The 20,174-nt window shown below is 64.9% G+C and carries 18 protein-coding genes; 9 read left to right on the top strand and 9 right to left on the bottom strand.

The genetic code is table 11. The annotated features are described in order from the left end of the window. Positions 1–2,211 (bottom strand): acyl-CoA dehydrogenase family protein, encoded by a 2,211-nt coding sequence (locus AC1VV3_RS01560; protein ID WP_431566578.1) that lies wholly within the window; start codon positions 2,209–2,211, stop codon positions 1–3. A gap of 217 nt (positions 2,212–2,428) precedes the next feature. Here AC1VV3_RS01560 and AC1VV3_RS01565 point away from each other — a divergent pair, with 217 nt between their 5' ends. The 3 genes from AC1VV3_RS01565 to AC1VV3_RS01575 all read left to right on the top strand — a co-directional run bounded on the left by AC1VV3_RS01565 (position 2,429) and on the right by AC1VV3_RS01575 (position 5,484). Continuing rightward, a complete protein-coding gene (locus AC1VV3_RS01565) occupies positions 2,429–3,769 on the top strand; it encodes an amidohydrolase family protein (protein ID WP_431566579.1) in 1,341 nt (446 codons plus the stop codon). Between the two features lie 211 nt (positions 3,770–3,980). Next, positions 3,981–5,027, top strand: a complete 1,047-nt coding sequence (locus AC1VV3_RS01570) for a helix-turn-helix domain-containing protein (RefSeq protein ID WP_431566580.1) — start codon at positions 3,981–3,983, stop codon at positions 5,025–5,027. A 118-nt stretch (positions 5,028–5,145) separates the two neighbouring features. Beyond that, a complete protein-coding gene (locus AC1VV3_RS01575) occupies positions 5,146–5,484 on the top strand; it encodes a DUF4286 family protein (protein ID WP_314468019.1) in 339 nt (112 codons plus the stop codon). A 36-nt stretch (positions 5,485–5,520) separates the two neighbouring features. On the opposite strand, the gene AC1VV3_RS01580 is transcribed toward AC1VV3_RS01575, so the two are convergent. Continuing rightward, positions 5,521–6,327 (bottom strand): enoyl-CoA hydratase/isomerase family protein, encoded by an 807-nt coding sequence (locus tag AC1VV3_RS01580; RefSeq protein ID WP_132262475.1) that lies wholly within the window; start codon positions 6,325–6,327, stop codon positions 5,521–5,523. 228 nt (positions 6,328–6,555) lie between these two features. Between AC1VV3_RS01580 and AC1VV3_RS01585 the strand changes: the two genes are divergently transcribed. From AC1VV3_RS01585 to AC1VV3_RS01595, 3 genes are all read left to right on the top strand, one after another. Continuing rightward, on the top strand, positions 6,556–8,244 hold the full coding sequence (locus tag AC1VV3_RS01585) for an FAD-binding protein (RefSeq protein WP_431566581.1): 1,689 nt from the start codon (positions 6,556–6,558) through the stop codon (positions 8,242–8,244). Between the two features lie 177 nt (positions 8,245–8,421). Beyond that, positions 8,422–9,420, top strand: a complete 999-nt coding sequence (locus AC1VV3_RS01590) for a thiamine pyrophosphate-dependent dehydrogenase E1 component subunit alpha (RefSeq protein WP_314468014.1) — start codon at positions 8,422–8,424, stop codon at positions 9,418–9,420. Further along, positions 9,417–10,439, top strand: coding sequence for an alpha-ketoacid dehydrogenase subunit beta (locus AC1VV3_RS01595; protein WP_207912805.1), 1,023 nt, complete (start codon positions 9,417–9,419; stop codon positions 10,437–10,439). Before AC1VV3_RS01590 ends, AC1VV3_RS01595 begins: the two co-directional genes overlap by 4 nt. Positions 10,440–10,783: 344 nt before the next feature. Here the strand turns inward: AC1VV3_RS01595 and AC1VV3_RS01600 are convergent, their stop codons facing one another. The 4 genes from AC1VV3_RS01600 to AC1VV3_RS01615 all read right to left on the bottom strand — a co-directional run bounded on the left by AC1VV3_RS01600 (position 10,784) and on the right by AC1VV3_RS01615 (position 14,389). Next, positions 10,784–11,728 (bottom strand): cation diffusion facilitator family transporter, encoded by a 945-nt coding sequence (locus tag AC1VV3_RS01600; protein WP_431566582.1) that lies wholly within the window; start codon positions 11,726–11,728, stop codon positions 10,784–10,786. A gap of 77 nt (positions 11,729–11,805) precedes the next feature. Further along, entirely contained in the window at positions 11,806–12,807 is a 1,002-nt protein-coding gene (locus AC1VV3_RS01605) for an acyl-CoA dehydrogenase family protein (RefSeq protein WP_431566583.1), read from the bottom strand. Next, on the bottom strand, positions 12,804–13,985 hold the full coding sequence (locus tag AC1VV3_RS01610; RefSeq protein ID WP_431566584.1) for an acyl-CoA dehydrogenase family protein: 1,182 nt from the start codon (positions 13,983–13,985) through the stop codon (positions 12,804–12,806). The genes AC1VV3_RS01605 and AC1VV3_RS01610 overlap by 4 nt, the downstream gene beginning before the upstream one ends. 89 nt (positions 13,986–14,074) lie before the next feature. Further along, entirely contained in the window at positions 14,075–14,389 is a 315-nt protein-coding gene (locus AC1VV3_RS01615) for a Rieske (2Fe-2S) protein (protein WP_431566632.1), read from the bottom strand. Positions 14,390–14,650: 261 nt separating this feature from the next. On the opposite strand from AC1VV3_RS01615, the gene AC1VV3_RS01620 reads away from it, so the two are divergent. The 3 genes from AC1VV3_RS01620 (at position 14,651) to AC1VV3_RS01630 (ending at position 17,641) form a co-directional block, all read left to right on the top strand. Then, the gene (locus tag AC1VV3_RS01620; RefSeq protein ID WP_431566585.1) at positions 14,651–15,796 is read left to right on the top strand and encodes an acyl-CoA dehydrogenase family protein; all 1,146 of its coding nucleotides are present in this window, start codon (positions 14,651–14,653) and stop codon (positions 15,794–15,796) included. Beyond that, on the top strand, positions 15,796–16,716 hold the full coding sequence (locus tag AC1VV3_RS01625) for an acyl-CoA dehydrogenase family protein (RefSeq protein ID WP_431566586.1): 921 nt from the start codon (positions 15,796–15,798) through the stop codon (positions 16,714–16,716). The genes AC1VV3_RS01620 and AC1VV3_RS01625 overlap by 1 nt, the downstream gene beginning before the upstream one ends. 121 nt (positions 16,717–16,837) lie before the next feature. After that, a complete protein-coding gene (locus AC1VV3_RS01630; RefSeq protein ID WP_134092808.1) occupies positions 16,838–17,641 on the top strand; it encodes an SDR family NAD(P)-dependent oxidoreductase in 804 nt (267 codons plus the stop codon). Here AC1VV3_RS01630 and AC1VV3_RS01635 read toward each other — a convergent pair. The 3 genes from AC1VV3_RS01635 to AC1VV3_RS01645 all read right to left on the bottom strand — a co-directional run bounded on the left by AC1VV3_RS01635 (position 17,623) and on the right by AC1VV3_RS01645 (position 20,135). Next, complete coding sequence (locus AC1VV3_RS01635) at positions 17,623–18,702, bottom strand: ABC transporter substrate-binding protein (protein ID WP_482961941.1); 1,080 nt, start codon at positions 18,700–18,702, stop codon at positions 17,623–17,625. The genes AC1VV3_RS01630 and AC1VV3_RS01635 overlap by 19 nt on opposite strands. A 78-nt stretch (positions 18,703–18,780) precedes the next feature. Then, positions 18,781–19,308 (bottom strand): nuclear transport factor 2 family protein, encoded by a 528-nt coding sequence (locus tag AC1VV3_RS01640; protein ID WP_431566588.1) that lies wholly within the window; start codon positions 19,306–19,308, stop codon positions 18,781–18,783. A 14-nt stretch (positions 19,309–19,322) separates the two neighbouring features. Continuing rightward, positions 19,323–20,135 (bottom strand): SDR family NAD(P)-dependent oxidoreductase, encoded by an 813-nt coding sequence (locus tag AC1VV3_RS01645; protein ID WP_431566589.1) that lies wholly within the window; start codon positions 20,133–20,135, stop codon positions 19,323–19,325. Between the last annotated feature and the right edge of the window lie 39 nt (positions 20,136–20,174).

Raw genomic sequence — 20,174 nt, forward strand, 5'->3', positions numbered from 1 at the left:
TCAATTACGCGACCGCGGCAGGCCGAGGCCCTTTTCAGCGATCATCGAACGGTGCACCTGGCTGGTGCCGCCGTAAATGGTCGTCCCATGGGCATGGCGATAGGCGAGATTGAGCGCATTGGCCGCGCCCTTCCGCTTGGCCAGCGAATAGGGCGCCGTCAGATCGAGCAGATCGCGCGAGTCGGTGATGAAGAGTTCGGACGAGAACATCTTCGCCATCGGCCCATAGGCGCCGTTGCCCTTGCCGTGGACTTGCGTCCAGTTGGCGCGATAGGCGATCATTTCGGAGGCGATGACATGGGCATACGTGCGGGCCAGTCGCATCTGGGCCTTGGGCGTATCGATCAGCTTGCCGCCGCCCGCCACCGGGATTTCCTCGCAGAGTTCGACCGCGTTTTCGAGCATCGCGCGCTGCACTTTGGCAAAGCCGCCGCCATGTTCGAGTTCGAGGCTGGCCGCCATGGTGCGGCCTCCGGCGTTGATCTCTCCCAGGCGCCAGGTGTCCGGGATCCTGACGTTGTCGTAGAACGTGATATTGGTGCGCTCGTCCATGAACGTATGGACGGCCTGGATCGTGACGCCTTCGGCCTTGAGCGGCACGATGAACATCGTCAGCCCCTTGTGCTTCGGCGCGTCGGGATCGGTGCGGCAGAGCATCAGCACATAATCGGTAAGGTTGGCGCCGCTCGTCCACATCTTGGTGCCATCGATCCGCCAGGAGCCGTCCTCAAGCCGGGTGGCCTTGCACTGCGCGGCGAAGACGTCCGAGCCGCATCCCGGTTCGGAGTAGCCGAGCGAGCAGATCGCATCGCCCGCCATGACCTTGGACAGCACGTCGCGCTTCAGGTCCTCGGTGCCGAAGCGGTACATGATGAGCGCCACCATCTGCGCGACATTGGCGACAGGATTGTTCCAGCCCTCTTCCTCGAAAGCCTCGCGGGCGCCGGTCACTGCATAAGGGCTGAGGCCGCGTCCGCCGACATCTTTGGGAAGCTGGAGATAGGCAAGGTTCGCCTCGACCAGCTGCTTGTGGATGACCGGGTTGTGGCCTTCCCATGAGAAGTGAAACTTCTCGCGCTGTTCGTCAGTGACGTTGCTGGCGAAGAAGGTGCGGATTTCCTGCTGGATCGCACGGGCATCCTCGCCCAGATCGAACTCGACCGGAACTTCGCCCACATCGGGAAGGCTGGCTTTTTCGTCGGCGTAGAGGCGGCGGCCGGCCTCTGCCAGCCAGTCCTCGGGATCGCCCGCGACCAGCGGCCACGCCTTGGCGCGCAAGTTGTAGAGGTGGACGTCATGCTCGGTGGTGAGGCCGATGCCGCCGAAGGTCTGCACGGCATGGCGCACGGTGCGGCCCGCCGCGCCGGAGGCGTACCACGCGGCCAGCGAGACCTGCGCGCCGGCGGCCGCCTCGCCGTCGGCGATCGAGCGCATGGCTTTCCAGGCGAGGAACTTGGCGGAATCGATCTCGCAGATCAGGTCCGCCATCGGATGGGACAAGGCCTGGAAAGTGCCGATGAACACGCCGAATGCCTTGCGCTCGCCGGCATATTCCGCCGCCATCGTCAGCGCCGCCCGGCTGAGGCCGGAGAGCGCGAGTGCGATCAGGATTTTCCATTCCTCGAGACCGGCGGCGAAAGTCGCGAGCGCCGGGTCCCCGCTGCCAAGCACGGTTACGGGCAGGGCGGAGAGATCGAGGTCGGCGATAGCCGTGGAGGCCAGAGTCGGCTCGGCCATGCGTGCATCGGCGGGCACCGTGACGAGTACGATCTCGTCACCCTTGCGGGCCACGACAGCGTCGGCAACCAGACCGCCAGCGACCCATTGCCTGGGGAACTGTGCAATATCCTGCATGGCGATGGTGACCACCGCTTCGCCGCCGACTGCGTTTGCCAGAAGGTCTTCCTGGCCGCCCAGCAGGCCCAGCACGCGCGTTGCCACCAGAGCTTCGGCCAGCGGACCGGAGGCGAGCGTGCGGCCCGCCTCTTCCATTAGCAGACCGGCGTCGAACAGGCCGAGGCCCATGCCGTCCGCCTCTTCAGGCACGCGCATCGCAAAAGCGCCGAGTTCGGCAAGGCCCGACCACATTTCGGGATCGAAGCCGCCGGATTCCTGCGCCTTGCGCACGCGCGTGGAACTGGAATGCTCGTCGAGGAAGCGCGCGAACGTGTCGCGCATCATGCCCTGTTCGTCGGTGAGGTCGAAGTTCATTTCAGGCTTTTCCCGGGGCTTTTGGTTTTCGTGTTTCCTCGTCAACATCATACCTCGTCGCCCCGTTCAATCGCCCGGCCCACGCAATCGCGGGCGCGATAGCTGGAAACGCGTGCTGGCCGCCTGGGGAGGGGAGGCGTAGCTTCCCCGGTCAAGGCGCCGTTAAAGATGCGCCCGCCGGCAGCCGATCCGGCCCGGCAACTTTGGGAGTGCCGTCATGCAAATGAACGACATGGTGCTGATCAGCGTCGACGATCATATCAGCGAGCCGCCGGATCTGTTCCAGAACCACCTTTCCGGCGCCGCGCTCGACTCGGCGCCGAAGCTGATCCAGGACGAGAACGGCAAGGACTTGTGGGTCTATCAGGGGATGAAGTTCCCCTCGGTTGGCTTGAATGCCGTGGTCGGCCGGCCCTTCGAGGAATACGGCATGGAGCCGACCTCGCTCGATCAGCTTCGCGCCGGTTGCTATGACGTGCACGAACGCATCAAGGACATGGACGTCAACGGCGTCGCCTCGTCGCTCAACTTCGGTTCGGTGTTCGACTTTGCCGGCGGCCGCCTCCACCGCGTGCCCGATCGCGAACTCGCGAAAGTCCATGTAAGCGCTTATAACGACTGGCATATCGACGAGTGGTGCGGCGCCTATCCGGGGCGTTTCATCCCCTGCGCGATCCTTCCGACCTGGGACATGGACGCCACCATCGCCGAGATGAAGCGCGTGTCGGCCAAGGGCTGCCACACCGTCTCGATCAGCGAGAACCCCACCTGTCAGGGCCTGCCGAGCATCCACAACGCCTATTGGGATCCGTTCTACAAGGCGATCAACGATCTCGACATGACGATCTGCATCCACATCGGCGGCGGCAATCCGGCGCCCCATGCCTCGATGGAAACGCCGATCGAGGCGTGGATCTCGACCATGCCGATGTCGATCGCCTATGCCGCCTCGGACTGGCTCCAGCTTGAGGCGCTGCATCACTATCCCGACATGCGCATCGCGCTTTCGGAAGGCTCGATCGGTTGGGTGCCCTACTTCACCGAGCGGGCGGACTTCTCGAACTGGCGGCACAAGGCCTGGACCAACTCTCGTTTCCAGAAGATGAAGCCCAGCGAGATGTTCCGGCGGCACTTCCTGAACTGCTTCATCGACGATGCCTTCGGCCTGCAGAACATCCAGTTCATCGGCGAGGACAACATCGCCTATGAATGCGACTATCCGCACTCCGACACGCTCTGGCCGGAAGTGCCCGAAAACCTCTGGCCCTCGATCAACCATCTGACCGACGCGCAGATCGACAAGATCACGCACGGGAATGCCATGCGCTGGTTCCGCTTCGATCCGTTCCAGCACTTCACGCGCGCGGAACTGACGGTCGGTGCGCTGCGCGAGAAGGCGAAGGCGGCGGGCGTGGATACCGGTCCGAAGTCATCTGCAGGTGAGCGTCCGGTGGAGGAAGGCGATACCCGTCCGGTCACCTCGGGCGACATCATGAAGATGTTCATGCGGCATGAGGATACCGACCGCACGGCCCGGATGCAGAAACAGGAGGCCTGATCGCAGGCTCGATCCGGCGTTCCTGCTCGCCTGCAAGCCCTGTGCGAGATTTTGCGCGGGGGCGATATGTGCAGGGACGCCGGGCCTTGGCGTACGAAAAGCGGAATTGATCGAGCCGGTTGATGATAATTTCATCCGCGCCCACAGACCGGTTCGAACCGGCGGGGCGCAGGCCGGGCTCGATCCGGCGTTCATACCCGGGGAGAGGGTCATGACGGAAACCTTGTTTGCGCTCGACGGGCGCAACTACCGCGATTGCCAGCAGGTGTTCAGGGGCGCCCGCGAACAGGAATACTATAGCGGCGATTTCTGGGTGGAGGATGTGGGCACTGTCGATGTCCGATCGGAGCGCAAGGCCGTGGGGGCCATGTCGATCATTCGCCAGCGCTCGGCCAGCAACCTGTTCTTCCGGCGGTCCCGCCAGCATATCCGAGAAGATGCGACCGATCTTTCGATCCTGTGGTTCGTGCGAAGGGGGGCGCTGTCCTATTCCGACCAGTTCGGCGGCAAGCTGGCGCGGCCGGGAGACTTGTTGGTGACGCGTTCGATGACGCCGTTTCTCATCGAATGCCGCAAGGACGAGGACAGCCACGAGAGCCTCCACGTCACCATGCCCACCCATGTGCTGCGCTCCTCTATCGCGCAGGACCTTGGCGCGGGGTTGGTGGTGGCGGGTGGCCGGCCGGAACTGGCCATGGCCGAGCGGATGCTGGGCGAGGTCTTCGCCGATGAAGGGCGTCTGGGCGAGAGTTCGGCGCGCCTGCTGATGGATACCGCGATCGGTCTGGTCGCCAATGCCATGCGCGCCCTATGTGCCTTGCAACCCTCTCGCCAGTCGATTGCCGACCGCCGTCTGGAGGAAGTCCTGCGCTTCATCGAGGTGCACCTTTCGGACCCGCAGCTTTCCACGGCGATGGTGGCCAGGGGTTGCGGGATTTCGCCGCGCTACCTCTCGTTCCTGCTGCGCCTGCGCGAAACCTCGTTCTCGGAACTGGTCTGGGAGCAGAGGCTGGCAAAGGCGAAGGACTGGCTGGGCAAGAGCGATCCGCGGGACATTTCGATCAGCGAGATTGCCTATGGCGTAGGCTTCAAGAGCCCGGCGCATTTCAGCCGCATGTTCAAGCGCGTGTTCGGATTGAACCCCCGAGAATATCGCGGCGAGGGCGGCGGTGTGGCTGCTTTGCCAGCTCCTGCCGCGGCACGTTCGGTGAACGAGCCATTTGCAGGCCTGCCGCGCGCCAGCCTGCTCCTTCAATAGCCGCGCAAACGCCAGAGCGATCTATGCGCAAGGGACGTCGCTGCGCTTGCGCCTCGTCATGTCCGTAGTCGAAGCTGGCGGCATACCGATGCAATCGGATCTACGGGAGAGCACGACAATGCCCAAGTACAAGCTGATCGCCCTCACGACCCCCAAGGCAGGGCGTGAGGAGGACTATCACCACTGGTACGACAACAATCACCTGCCGGAATTGGTGAACACCTTCGGCATGACCGGTGCCCAGCGTTACGAACTGGTCGCCCGGCTCGTCGGCAACGACAGCAACCCCTATCTCGCGATCTACGACATCGAGACAGACGATCCGATGGCGCTGCTGGGCGCGATCGGCAAGGCCACGGCTGCCGGCCAGCTCACGCAGAGCGACGCGCAGGACATGGGCACTTGCTACACCGCACTGTTCACCGAAAGGGGCGACCGGGTAACCCCTGCCGCGTGACTGCCGCAGCCTCGCGGCACCCGGCCGCGAGGCGTGTCAGCGGCCGCTGAAGCGGGGCGGCCGTTTTTCTTTCAGGGCGGCGATCCCTTCGAGATGGTCGGCACTGCGGACGGAGACGCTTTCATAGGCGATCCCGGCATCCATCAATGCCGCCGCCAGCCGCTTGAGTTCGAGATTGGTCAGGACTTTCGTCGCCCGGATCGCCACCATCGCGCCGGCCAGCAACTTCGCGCAGAAGGCATCCACCCGGGCGTCGAGTTCCTCGGCCGGAACGCAGTGATTGATCAGCCCGATTTCGGCCGCCCTGGCAGCCGTCAGCAGTTCGCCGGTGAGGAGGTATTCCTTCGCTCTCGTTAGGCCGATTCGCTGCGCCCAGATCACCGCGCCGCCATCGCCCGCCACCAGGCCAAGGCCGACATGGGGATCGCCGATCTTCGCGCCTTCGGCAGCGAAAATCACGTCGCAGAGCAGTGCCAGCGTGGCGCCGAGGCCCACGGCATGGCCGTTCATCCGGCAGACGACGGGCTTGTCGATATCCAGCAGGGTCGAGACGATGCGCTTCGCCACGCGGGCCTCATGGTCGAACAAGTGGGGGTTGCGGGCATTATGCTCGATGTGGTCGAGGTCGCCCCCGGCGGAGAAGGCACGGCCGGCGCCGGTCAGCAGCACGAGGTCGGAGCCCGGATCGCCCTGGGCGAACCACAGCGCTTCTGCCAGATCGTCGTGAAGCTGGAGGTTGACCGCATTCATCGCTTCCGGCCGGTTGAGCGTGATCCGCAGCAGGCGTTCCTCGCGGGCCATGGCGATAGTGGCCAGGTTCGGCAGCGGCGGAATGGCGCTCATGTTCGTCAGGTCTCCCAATGGTTCTTGCTGTCGTCCTGGCGGTGATAGACCGCTCCGTTCAGCGAAGGCAGGGGCAATCCCATTTCGCGATCACCTTTCGCCCCGGCGAAACCTTCGCTCTTGCAAGCCTTTGTCGGCCTCTTCGCCTTGCCAAGGCCGGGCGGTTCCGTTCTACCTCGCTGAACGCCTGAACGGCACCAGCTGCGGGTCATGGAAGAGGAAGCGTAAATGGCGCAGTTCGACGAGAGCTTCGATTGGGTGGTCGTCGGCAGCGGAGCCGGTTCCATGGCCTCGGCGCTGCTGATGAAGCAGGCCGGCAAGTCGGTGCTCATCTTGGAGAAGTCGCCGTGGGTGGGCGGGACGACGGCCAAGTCGGGCGGGGTCATGTGGATCCCCAACAACCGCTTCATGGACCCGGGCGAGGACAGCTTCGAGCAGGCTTGCCAATACCTTGACGCGGTCGTTCCCGATGGTGACGACAGCCCCGGGACCAGCCCCGAACGCCGCCGCGCTTATGCGCGGGAGGCGCCCCGGATGCTGGACTTCATCGTGTCCCAGGGCGTGGCGATGGAGCGTGGCTCGCGCTTCTGGCCCGACTATTATGACGATCTGCCCGGGGGCATGAAGACCAGTCGCACGGTCACCGCCGTGCCTTTCGACAAGAACGCGCTGGGCAAGTCATGGGCCGGCAAGCTGCGCCAGGGCTTTGCCGAGGCGCCCATCCGTCTCGACGATGGTATGAAGCTGCCTTTCGCCAAGCATTCCTGGGCGATCAAGAAGATCCTCCTCAAGACCGCGGTGAAGATCATCGCCGGCAAGCTGACCGGCAAGCACTGGGTGACGGCGGGCGCCGCCTTGCAGGGGCGGATGCTCAAGGCCGTGCTGGACCGGCAGGCGGCGGAGATCCGCACCGACAGCCCGGTCACGGAAACGGTGGTCGAGGATGGCCGCGCGCTGGGCGTGGTGACGGTCAAGGACGGCAGGCCCTGGCGGATCGGCGCGCGGCTGGGCGTGTTGATGAATGCCGGCGGCTTCTCGCAGAACCAGGCGATGCGCGACAAGTATATGCCCGGAACGCGCGCCGCGTGGTCGAACGGCATCGAAAGCGACACGGGCGACATGCATGCCGAACTTGAGCGCCAGGGCGCTGTGCTCGCCCAGATGGACCAGATGGTCGGGTTCCAAATGTCGGAAGCCCCGGGCTGGGATACGGACTACGTCAAGCCGGGTACCCAGAGCACCACCGGCAAGCCGCATGCCATCCAGGTCGATCAGACCGGCGTTCGCTATATGAACGAGGGCGGCTCCTACGAAGAGTTCTGCGAAAACATGCTGCTGCGCAACCGCACGGTCCCCGCGATCCCGAGTTGGGCGATCATGGATCAGCAGTACATGGACGAATATGCGGTTGCCGGCAAAGGCATGGCGAAGAAGAACATGACCGCCTGGCTGACGTCGGGCTGGATGCGCAAGGCAGACAGCATCGAGGCGCTGGCAGGGCAGATTGCAGTGCCGGAGCAGGCCCTCAAGGCCACTGTCGAGCGCTGGAACGGTTTCGTCCGGGGCGGGCGGGACGAGGACTTTCATCGCGGCGACCGGGCATACGACAACTGGCTGGGCGATCCCTTCTTCAAGGACGGTCCCAATGCCTGCATGGGCACCATCGAGCAGGGCCCGTTCTATGCGATCCCGGTGGTTCCCGGCGATGTCGGCACTTACGGCGGCGTCGTCTGCGACAGCGACTCGCGCGTGCTCAGGGCTGACGGCTCGCCTATCGAGGGGCTCTATGCCTGCGGTGTGAGCACGGCCTCGCCGATGGGCCGCGTCTATCCCGGCGCCGGGGCCAGTGTCGGTCCTTCGATGACCTTCGGCTGGATTGCCGCCAGGCATGCGGCAGGCTTGGGCAACCAGGTCTGACAGCGGCGTGAAGTCGGCGGTCAAGCGCCGGTCGAGAGGCATCGCCGGTGCGACGGTTGGTCGATAACGCTGCGGCGGTCTGGCCTCCCCTTGCGCACACTTGCCCTTGCGGTACTGAACTTGAGTTCAGCCCGCAAGGTTCACCTATGGGCGGAGAGGCTGCTCGAGAGAGGACACATGAGCCAGACACTGGAGAACAGGGCATCCCCGGATGCCAAGACGCAGCTCGACATTTACCGCCGGATGATCCGGATCGAGCGCAACGATGACGCCACCCGCACCCAGATCCGTCGCGGCCGCATTACCGCGCCGTACTATTCGGCGCGTGGGCAGGAATGCATTCCCTCAGCCATCTCGGTGCTGCTGAACAACGACGACAAGATCTGCACGATCTATCGCGGCATCCACGACATGGTCGCCAAGGACATGCCGCTCCGCCCGCTCTGGGCAGAAATCTGCGGCCGCGTTGACGGCACCTGCAAGGGCAAGGGCGGCCCGATGCACCTCACTCACCCGGAAACCGGCGTGATGGTGACGACGGGCATCGTCGGATCGTCCATGCCGATCGCCAACGGCTTCGGGTGGGCGGCCCTGCTGGACGGCACCAAGCAGGTGACCGTGGCCTATTTCGGTGACGGCGCCAGCAACATCGGCGCGTTCCACGAAGCGCTGAACCTGGCCTCCGTCTGGAAGCTGCCGGTGATCTTCGTCTGCCAGAACAACGGCTTTGCCGAGCATACCCGTTACGAGAACGGCACTTCGGTCGACCAGATATCGAAGCGCGCGATCGGCTACGGCATGCCGGGCTACACCGTGGACGGCAACGACCCCGTCGACGTCTATGCCCACGCCCACGCCGCCATCGAGCGTGCGCGTGCGGGCGAGGGGCCGACCTTGCTGGAATGCAAGACCTTCCGCTTCATGGGCCACGTCTTCGGCGACGCCGACGGCTACATGACCAAGGAAGAGAAGGCGGCAGCCATCGCCAAGGATCCGCTGCCGATCTATCGCCAGAAGCTGATCGACGACGGCATTGCCACTGCGGCGCAGCTCGACGCGCTGACCGCGAAGATCGAGGCCGAAGTGAACGACGCCATCGAATTCGCGATGGCCTGCGAATACCCGTCCGACGACGAACTGCGCCGCGACGTCTTTGCCGAGGAGATTCCGGCATGAGCACTGAAACTCTCGAAGCCCCCGCCGTGGAAACGGTGAAGATGAACGGCCTTCAGGCAATCAATGCTGCGCTGATGGAGGCGATGGAGGCCGATCCCAAGGTCCTCGTGCTGGGCGAGGACATTGCGGATAACGAAGGCGGCGGCGTCGTTGGCGTTACCCGCGGGCTTTCCACCAAGTTCGGCACGATGCGCGTGCGCTCCACGCCGATCTCCGAACAGGCGATCATCGGCGCGGCCATCGGCGCGGCCATGGGCGGTTACAAGCCCGTTGCCGAAATCATGCTGATGAACTTCACGGCGGTCGCGATGGACATGATCGTGAACCACGCGGCCAAGCTGCGCTTCATGTCGGGCGGTCAGAGCCAGGTGCCGATGGTGATCCGCACGCTGACCGGCGCGGGCAACCAGACTGCCGGCCAGCATGCCGACTTCTATGAGGCGTGGTTCTGCCACACTGCCGGCATCAAGGTGGTGATCCCCTGGACCCCGGCGGATTTCAAGGGCCTCTACCTCTCGGCGATCCAGGACCCGGACCCGGTCATCATCGTCGAAAGCGGCAAGACGCTGTTCGTGCCGATGGACGTGCCGGTCAATCAGGGCCCGATCCCGCTGGGCAAGGCGAATGTCGTTGCACCCGGTTCGGACATCACCATCGTCTCCTATGGCCAGATGATGTTCACCGTCATGCAGGCCTATGAGGAACTGACCAAGGCGGGTGTCTCGGTAGAAGTGATCGACCTGCGCACGATCTCTCCGTGGGACAAGGAAACTGTTCTGGCCTCGGCCGAGAAGACCGGTCGCCTGCTGGTGGTCCACGAAGCCGGCCGTAATTTCGGCCCCGGCGCGGAAATCGCCGCCACCGTGCAGGAAACGCTGTTCGGCAAGCTGAAGGCCCCGGTCGGCCGCCTTGGCGCGCCCTATTGCTCGGTGCCCTTCGCGAAGAAGCTGGAAGACGCTTTCCTCGTGCAGCCGCCCGAGATCATTGCCGAAGCCCAGCGCCTCGTCGCGATGGGCTGAACGGCACCGCCATTCACTCAAACGGAAGGGCCTCCGCAGCGATGCGGGGGCCTTTTTGCGTTATAGGGCGATGGAGCACTTCTGGCTGGGCTAGACGTAGGGAACTTGCCGGGACGGTGTTGAAGCAGAGATCGCCGGGGACGGCTTCCTCCAAGCAATGCCGACGTGATTTGAACTGGCTCGACTTAAGCCCCCCTCTGGCCTCGTCATCTCCGTCTTCGCGGGGGCGACGAGATTGTGAGCAGTGCGGGAGGGGGCGCATATGCAAGAGCTTGGGAATGAGAACGCAGCAGCGCCCGAAACGCGATGCCCTTCGAAAATCCGTCAAGCCGCGCCGCGGCGGATCACCACACCATCGCGTCTGCCCGCCTTTCCGGGCGAATGTAGATCGACGTAATCCACGGGGAGAGTGCTTTCATCCGGCACTCCAGTTCCTCGATCAGGGTTTCGGCTTCGCCCATCATCAGACTGTCATCGAAGTCCGCGCTGATGGCGACGAAGATGGCCTGCGGGCTGGTGTGGACCGTGCGGATGTGATTGACCGCGTCGATGCGAGGGTGGCCGTTCAGCACCTCCCGAATTTGCGCGATGAGAACCGGGTCTGCCGCTTCGCCGATCAGCAATTCCTTGGATTCGCGGGCCAGCAGCATTGCCACGCCCGCCAGCACGCAGCCGATCAGGACGGAAGCGACGCCATCGATCCGCGGATCGGCAAAGTGGATCGAGGCCCAGACGCCGACCGCCGCTATGACGAGGCCGATCAGCGCCGCGCTGTCCTCGAACAGCACGATGAAGCCGGGCGGATCCTTGCTGCGGCGGATCGCCTGCCACCAGGTCTGATCGCCGCGCCCGCGATCGAATTCGCGCACGGCGAGGGCCCATGAGGCGCCTTCCATCAGGAATGCGATGCCCAGAACGATGTAATTGAGCGTCGGATCTTCGATCGCGTGTGGTTGTTGTATGTGGACGAAGCCTTCGTAGATCGACACGCCCGCGCCGATCGCGAAGATCAGGATGGCGACCACGAAAGCCCAGAAATACAGCTCGCGCCCATAGCCGAACGGGTGCGTTGGGTCCGGCTTTCGGCTGGCGCGCTTCTGGCCGTAGAGCAGCAAGACCTGATTGCCGCTGTCCACCAGCGAGTGCACGCCCTCCGTCAGCATGGAGGACGAACCGCTGATCCCGGCGGCTACGAACTTGGCGACGGCAATGCCCAGATTGGCCGCCAGCGCGCCGTAGAGCACGATATTGGCCTTGAAATGCGCAGCTACGCTGCCTGTCTCGCTCATCGTGGGGCGGTTCCTCGCAGGACTTCGAAGAGTCCCAACTGTCACCGCCCGTGCGAGGTTGCGCAAGGGCTGTCGATTTAGCCCAGCGCCTGACGTCCCACGCGCTCGTTCCACAGGTCGGCATTGCCGCAGAGTTGCAGGTTCAGCAGCGCGCGCTTGAGGAACAGGTGGCAGGGATGTTCGTCGGTAAGGCCGATTCCGCCGTGGAGTTGCACCATCTCCTCGGTCACGAAGCGGAACGCTTCGGCGGCGAGGACTTTGGCTGCGGCGAGTTCGGTGACGTTGGCTTGCTCGTCGCGCGCGCGCTTCCACAGCAGGGCCTCGGCCACGACGATGCGCGTCTTCATGTCGGCGGCGCGGTGCTTCAGGGCCTGGAACAGCGCGATTGGACGGTCGAACTGGCGGCGGACCTTCATATACTCGATCGTCATTTCCAGCGCCGCGCCAGCAGCACCGATGCAATCGGCGGCGAGGGCGAGTTGGGCTTCGCCGGAAAGTCGGTCGTGCAGGGTCTTGGCGCCCGCTGCGTCGGTGAGCATCAGCGTGGGCGCATACCCATCCAGTACCACGTCGAACAGGCGGCGGCTGGGATCCCAGATCGCGCGCTCCATCAGCGAGACGCCGGGTGCGTCGAGCGGCACCAGCGCGTAGCCAGTGGGCAGTTGCGCGACCACGGCGACGGCCATGTCCGCCTCGAACACGCCCGAGATCGTGCCGGAAACGGTGCCGTCCGATCCTTCGATCAGCCTGGCGGAAAGCATCGGCAGCGGCGCATAATCACCGCCGGCCATTCGCTCCAGCCAGTCCGCACGTTCGGCAAAACTCTCGCTCGCGGCTATCGCCTGAAGGCCAAGCTGCGCCGGGATCAGCGGCATCGCGGAAAGCACGCGCCCCATTTCGAGGTGCAGCGCGGTCGAAGCCTCCCGCGTGAAGCCAAGGCCGCCGTCTTCTTCGGGCAGGCGTACCATCAGCCAGCCCATTTCGGCGGCCAGTTGCCAGCTTTCATCGCGCGAGGGGGAGAGCTTTTCCGCCGGGAACGCCTTCTGCGCGGCGTCGGTGAGTTCGTTCAGTTCGATCACAGCACCCACCCCTTCGGCTCGCGCGGCATGTCCAGCATGCGTTCGGCGATGATGTTGCGCTGCACTTCCTCGCTGCCGCCGGCGATGGTCCAGGCATAGGAATTCATGAAATCGGCCATCCAGTTGCCGGTGTTGAGATCGCCGAACGTGATCGGCGCCATATATTGCTCGGCCATTCCGCCCAGTCGCAGGCCCAGCGCAGAATAGGCGCGCAGGGCCCGGCTATAGGCGTTCTTGACGATGGAGGCGTCGCCCATGCGCTCGATCCCGTTGATGCGGTTGTCGAGGAACTGGTCGGCAATCGCGCAGACGGCGTCGACTTGCGTGACGAGCGTGCCGAAATCGCGCAGCACCCCGCGATCGTCCTCGTGCCCATGCTCGCGGATCAGTTTCGCGACCCGGCCCAAAGCCCCGCGCATGCGGTAGGACAGTTCCATCAGCGTCAAACCGCGCTCGGAGGCGAGCGTCGCCTGCGCCACGGCCCAGCCTTTGCCTTCCTCGCCCACGCGTTCGGAGACGGGAATCTCCACGTTATCGAGGAAGATCTCGGCAAATTCCTCGTCGCCCTGGATCTGGTGGATCGGGCGGACGGTGACGCCGGGCGCCTTCATGTCCATCAGCAGGTAGGTGATGCCCGCCTGCTTCACTCCGTCAGACGAAGTGCGCGCCAGCAGCAGGCACTTGTCGGCGAACTGCGCCATCGTCGACCAGACTTTCTGGCCGTTGATGACGTAGACGTCGCCTTTCCGTTCGGCCCGCGTCTTGATCGCGGCAAGGTCCGATCCGGCGCCGGGTTCGGAGAAGCCCTGGCACCACGTCTCGCCTTCGAGGATCTTGGGCAGATAGCGCGCCTTCTGCTCGGCATTTCCGCATTCGTGCAGCGTGGCGAAGGCGTGGTAGGTGGACACGAACGAGAGCAACAGGCGGGGGCAATCGGCGCCGGCCAGTTCCTCGTAGATCACTTTCTGCTCGGCCAGGCTGCGGCCGCCGCCGGGATATTCGGCGGGCCAGTGCGGGATCGCATAGCCGGCGCGGACGAGCTTGCCGAACCAGTCGCGCTGGGTGCGGACGAAATCGTCCTGCGTGCGGCTGGCATCGCGCCAGCCGGTGGGCGCTTCGGCTTGGAGGAAGCCGCGGACTTCGATTCGCAGGGCTTCTAGATCGGCAGTATCGGTCATCCCCTGTCCTTGCCGCCCGGCCGTGGGGGCGTCCAGACAGGGGCGGGTCGCCGCGGCGATATCGAGGCGTGTCAGTCCCCGTTCGCGCTCTAGACTGCGACTTCGATGCTGTCGCCGATGACCCGCACTTCGTAAGTCTCGATCGGCATGGTGGCAGGCGGATTGATCGGCGCGCCCGTTTCAAGGTCGAAGCGCGCGCCGTGGACCGGGCAGGAGATCCAGCCACCCCGCATCCGCCCGCATTCCAGCGTCTCGTAAGCGTGGCTGCACAAGTTGCGCACCGCGAACAGGCGGTCGAGCGTGTTGCACAGCAGGAGGCTGAGCCCGTTCACGTCCACCACCCGCTTCGTGCCGGGCGGCACTTCGTCCAATGTCGCCACGGCCACGAAGTTCTTCTCGGTCATCGTCATCCCGTTTCTCTTTGGGCTCCCGCTGGCGCACACGAACAGGGCAGGGGGCCTGAACAGGAAGCCTTACCGTGAGGCTGCTTTCATGGGCAAGCCGCCGCCGCGATTAAGCGGTCTGACAAGCACAGACTGCGTGCCGGAGCGCTTCCCGTGCGCTTGCGCGCCATACCCGGGCGGTTTTCGCCGGGGCGTTGGACCCGTGCTTGTGAGCGGGGATGGCGCTCGGTAACTCCAGGGAAAGCAAAAACGAAGGATGCCATGCAGTTCGAATGGACCGAGGAACAGGATTCGTTCCGGCACAAGATTCGGGAGTTCCTGCATGCCAATCTCCCGGATGACTGGGAGAAGTTCTCCGAGCATGGCCCTGCTTCGCCCGCGCTGACCGCTTTCGCGCGCGGCTTCTGCGTCAAACTTGCGGAGGCGGGCCTGCTCTTTCCGCATTGGCCGCAGGACATGGGCGGAGAGGGGCTGGGACCGTGGGAGCAGCAGATCCTTTCCGAGGAAATGTGGATCGCCGGAGAACCGCGCGGCGGCCAGTACATGAACGTCAACTGGATCGGCCCGACGCTGCAGAAGTACGGCACTGCCGAACAGAAGGCGCGTTACCTCGAACCGATCACGCAGGGGGAATCGCTGTGGTGCCAGGGCTTTTCAGAGCCGGACGCCGGATCGGACCTGGCCTCGCTGCGCACCCGCGCGGTGCTGACCGACGGCCATTACGTCATCAACGGCCAGAAGATCTGGACCTCTTACGCCGGGCTGGCCGACACCTGCTTCCTGCTCACCCGCACCAGTGACGACCGGAAGAAGGGGATTACGATCGTCCTCGTGCCGATGGACACGCCGGGCATTACCGTGCGGCAGATCCCTTCGCTGATCGGCGAGGGCGATATTCACGAGGTCTTCTTCGACGACGTGACCGTGCCCGAAACCGCCCGCTTCGGTGAGGAGGGGCAGGCTTGGGAGATCGTTGCCTATTCGCTGCGCAACGAACGTCTGGGCATTCCGCGGTTCGTGCTGGCCCGCGCCGCGCTCGACCGGGCCGTGGCCATGCTGCAGGATCGCGGAGACTTCGCCCGCGAGCACGTTCGGATCGAAGCTGCGCGCTGCGCTGCGCTCTGCGAAGGGGCGGGTACGGCCAACTATGCCGTCGTGCAGAAGCGGACGGAGGGATTGGCGATCGGCGCGGAGTCGAGTTCCGCCCGATACGCTACCGTCATGGCCGAGCGGGCGGTCTGCGATTTCGTGGTCGAGTTCCTGCCCGAGGCGCTCGCCGGCGGTTCGCCCTATCTGAAGATGCACCATCAGCGCGGGATCGTTGCGGGGATCGCGGCCGGTTCGGCAGAGATCCAGCTCAACATCATTGCCAGCGATGTGCTGGAACTGCCGCGGGAGCCACGCTGATGCAGCTTGCCCTCAATGAAGACCAGAGGCAGGTGCTCGATTTCGTCGAGGCACTGGCTCGGCCTTTCGCATCCGCCCCCTTGCACGATGCCGGACTGGCACTGGAAAGCGCCGAGCTTGATGCAGCGCTGGTGGAGAATGGCTTTCTCGATGTCCAGGCCGTGGAAGAACTCGGCCCGGTGACGGCGGCCCTCGTGGTCGAGAAACTGGCGCGCCTGCCTTTCGCAGTGGAGGCGGCGTTTTCAGCGCTCGTCCGTCCGCTGATCGATCCCGACTTGCCGCGGCCGATCTGCCTGTTGGAAGAAGGACGGACCCGCACGCCGGTGCGCTTCCTCCGGCCCGGTGCCACCGTGGTCGTTGTCGGCGCGTCCGGCGTGCGCAGCTTCACCGCTCGCGAGGAGCAGATTGCGCCGGCGCAGGAGGATACGCTCTACGCCTATCCGGTCGCGTTCCTTGCCGACATGCCCGAGACGATGACCCTGCATGCCGCCGACCCAGCGGAGATCACGCGCGCATGGCGGGTGGCCATGGCGGCGGAGGCGGCCGGACTGCTGGGAGCTGCCCTGGCCAGCACGGTGACCTATGTGTCCGAGCGCAAGCAGTTCGGCCGCCCGCTGGCGACGTTCCAGGCCATGCGCCACCGGCTGGCAGAGGCGCAAGTTCTCACGAACTGCGCCTATTGGCTGGCCATGCGCGCCGCAGCCACGGGCGAGGCCGCAGATGCCGCGATGGCGCTGCTCCACGCGCAGGAGGCGGCACGTCGGGTGTGCTACGATTACCATCAGTTCCTGGGCGGCATGGGCATGACGCTGGAGCATCCGCTGCATTTGTGGACGTATCGCCTCAAGCTGCTCACCTCGGAACTGGGCGGTCGCGGAGAGCAAGGCCTGGCCGCGGCGGAGGCGCTCTGGGGCGAATAGCCTCGCAGCGATGGGCGAACCGTCGCTGCGATATCGGGCACGGATTGGCGCTCGGTCCATCGCGCCGTGCCATGCCCTATGCGAAGTCTTCTCCTGACAACGAAATCAGGTGGAGGATGCCATGAAGACACAGGATCTCATCGATCTGGACGGGCAAGTCGCGATCGTAACGGGAGCGGGACAGAACGCGGGCCGGGCAACGGCGCTGCAACTGGCGCGTCACAATGCCGGGGGTATCGCCGTCAACGACTTCGTGCCCGAACGGGCGGAAGCCGTGGCCGAGGAAATCCGCGCGCTGGGCGTGCCTGCGCTTGCCGTGCCCTTCGACGTGGGCGACCTCGACGCGATCCGCGCCGCCAGTGCCGCCGTAACCGCGAATCTCGGCCCGGCGACGATCCTGGTCAACAATGCCGGCATGGCCGGTCCCAATGCCACGATCCGGCCCAGCCAGACCTTCTGGGAAGAAGACCCCGCGAACTGGGACCGCTACCTGCGCACCAATCTCTATGGCGTCTACAACTGCTGCTTCGCCTTCATCCCGAACATGGTCGAGGCGAAGCGCGGACGGATCGTGACCATCGTTTCCGATTCCGGCCGCATCGGCGAGCCGAGGCTGGCGGTCTATGCGTCCGCCAAGGCCGGCGCCCAGGGCTTCGTGCGGTCGATCGCCAAGGAACTGGGACGCTACAACGTGACCTGCAACGCGGTTTCGCTCTCGGCGCTGATGCCGGACATGCCCGAGGAGCAACTCGCCGAAATCATGCAGGGCGACCATGCCAAGACCATGATGTCCCGCTACACGATCCGCCGCTACGGCAAGTCCAGCGACGTTGCCGGCCTGGTGACCTTCCTGTGCTCCGATGCAGCGGAATGGATCACGGGCCAGACTTATCCTCTCAACGGGGGTTACGCGCCGTCCATGTGAAGGTTGCCGGCGATTTCACGGCTCACGCCGTCCTGCCATTGCCGCATGACGAGGTAGCGGCCGTGAAGCGCCCCGCGGTCGCAGACCCCGAAGCCGAGCAGAGTACCCTCGCGGCCTTGCGCCGCGGGGAGCCACTTGACCCGCTCCAGCCCGAGCCGAAGCCCGTCTCGGCTTCTGTCCGGAGCCCGGGCAAGCGCTTCGGCGATCACGCGGCCGAGGTCGTGGCCTCGGGCTACGGCCGGGGCTTGCGTCCTATCCATCGCGGTCTCGGCCAGCAGCCGGTGCAGGGTGCGGTTATCGTCGGATACCAGGTCGAGATAGAGCCAGCCATCCAGGGCCTGTGCGAAATCGCCGTGATAGCCGCGCAGGCCGGCCGTGTTCATGATCTTCGGTCCGGTCCAGCCCGCCTCTGTCAGGACGGCGGCAGCGGCCGGGGCAGACAATCCGAGACCCAGATAGACGAACGCTTCGGGGCGGCTCTTGAGCACGGTTTGGGTGAGAACGCCGGCGTCTTCGCCCAGGGGGGAGATGCCTTCCGCTGCGACGATCTCCAGACCCAACACGCGCGCTTCGTCCTGGAGACACTTGAAATGCCGGGTGCCAATGGCGGAACGGTCGTGGATGACACCAATTCCGGTGGCGCCGATCGCTGCGAGATGGCGGGCGATAAGCAGCGATTCGTCTTCATGGCTGCCGACCTGGAGCTGGAACATCCAGCGCCCGCGGGCGCGTTCGGCGCCGGCCCAGTTGATCGTCGGCACCCGCAGTTGTTCGGCAAGGGGCGTGATGACAAGGGCGTTGTCGCCGATCGCCGGTCCCACGATCATCCCTGCGCCTGCGTCGACCAGTTGGCGATAGGCCGTCTCCACGGCCTCCGAGGTACCGGAAGGCAGCCCCAGGCCGTAGGCGAAAGCGAAATTGACCGGAAAATCGATCCGGCCGGCGTTTTGGAGCGCCTGAACCTCACGTTCCAGCCATTCCCCGATGTCGCCGGGGCCAGGTGCCGGGTCGGCCATGTCGTTGAGTATGCCCACCGTCACGCCTGCCATCTTCAGCTCCAAGTCCCGCGGCTGCTTTCCATTGCGGCAGACAATGGATCAGACGGGAAAAGGCTGCACGATGCTGCGGAGGCGTCCGTCCTAGGCGCGTTTGCCGCGCGCGAAGAGGGATGGGGGGCATAGGGCATAGCTGGGATCCGCCGTGCCTTGCCCCAGCGTGCCGCCGCCCGAGAAAGGACGCCGCAGCTTGAAATCGTAGGTGACGACGCGCTTGGCAAAACGCCATTTGCCGTCCGCGCAGCGACGATAATTGTCGATGTAGCGAACGGCCATGAAGTCCTCTTCGCTGTCCCCGCCCCGTCCCGGGATGAGATGCCAGGCGAGAGCGTAGACTTCGCCGCTTGCCCGCTCGCCCTCCACGGCGATCAGGTGGTTGCAGACGTGGTGGCCGCTGTAGGGCATGTGAGGGAAGGCTCTGGCGATGAAGGCGCAGTAGTCTTCGGCGCTGCCATCGAAGCTGTCTCCATGGGTATCCGTGGCCTCGGGCGCGTAGAGATCGCGCAGCAGCTCGATATCCTGCCGGTCGATGGCGCGCGAATAGAGCAGTACCAGTTCGCGGATCGCCTCCTTGTCGAGCAGGACCTGCAGGGCCGTCTCATCGATCGCCATGGCATGTTACCTTTCTAGAGCAGGGCGCCGCCGTCGATCGGATAGACCTGCCCGGTGATGAAACTGGCCCGGTCGCTGGCGAGGAAGGCGACCATGCCCGCCATTTCTTCCGGCACGGCGAAAGGACGGCCGACCACGGTTCGGCGCAGGCGGAGCGCCTTGTCCTCCTCCGACAGGGCTTCCCCGCCTCGGCTGAACAGTCCGGATTCGGGATGGAAACGGCTGCCACGGCTGAAGGCGGCGGGATCGGAAGCTATCGTGGCATAAGGCGCGATGGCGTTGACGCGGATGCCGTGCCGGCCCACTTCCTTAGCCAGCACGGCCGTGAAGCTGTGAACCGCGCCTTTGGCGGCCGAATAGACCGGCAGCATATAGTCCCCAACCAGAGCTGCGGTGGAGCCGACATTGACGATCGCGCCGGCCTTGCGGGCGATCATTCCGGGCAGCACGGCGTGCGTCATGCGCAGGACGGTGCCGAAATTGAGGTCGATGTCCGCCATCCACAGGTCCGGGTCGGAATCAGTGAACAGCCCCTGGTCCACATTCCCGCCGACATTGTTCACGAGCACGTCGACTGGCCCGATTGGCGCGGCGGCTGCGCAGACTTTCGATGGGGACGCAGGATCGCGCATGTCCGCCGCGACGAACACCGCGTGCCCGGCGCCGCTGGAAAGGCATGCCTCCACCAGTCCCGCGCCCGCTTCCTCATCGCGACCCACGAGCACCAGATCAGCGCCTTCCGCTGCGAATTCGAGCGCTATGGCCCGGCCGATGTTGGCCGTGGCGCCGGTTATGACGGCAAGCCTGCCGGAAAGATCGAGATTCATGCCGCCGCTCGCCTTCGTCCCATCGTGGTGGGAAGGGGC

It is taken from the genome of Novosphingobium sp. BL-S-34 (genome assembly GCF_056857015.1).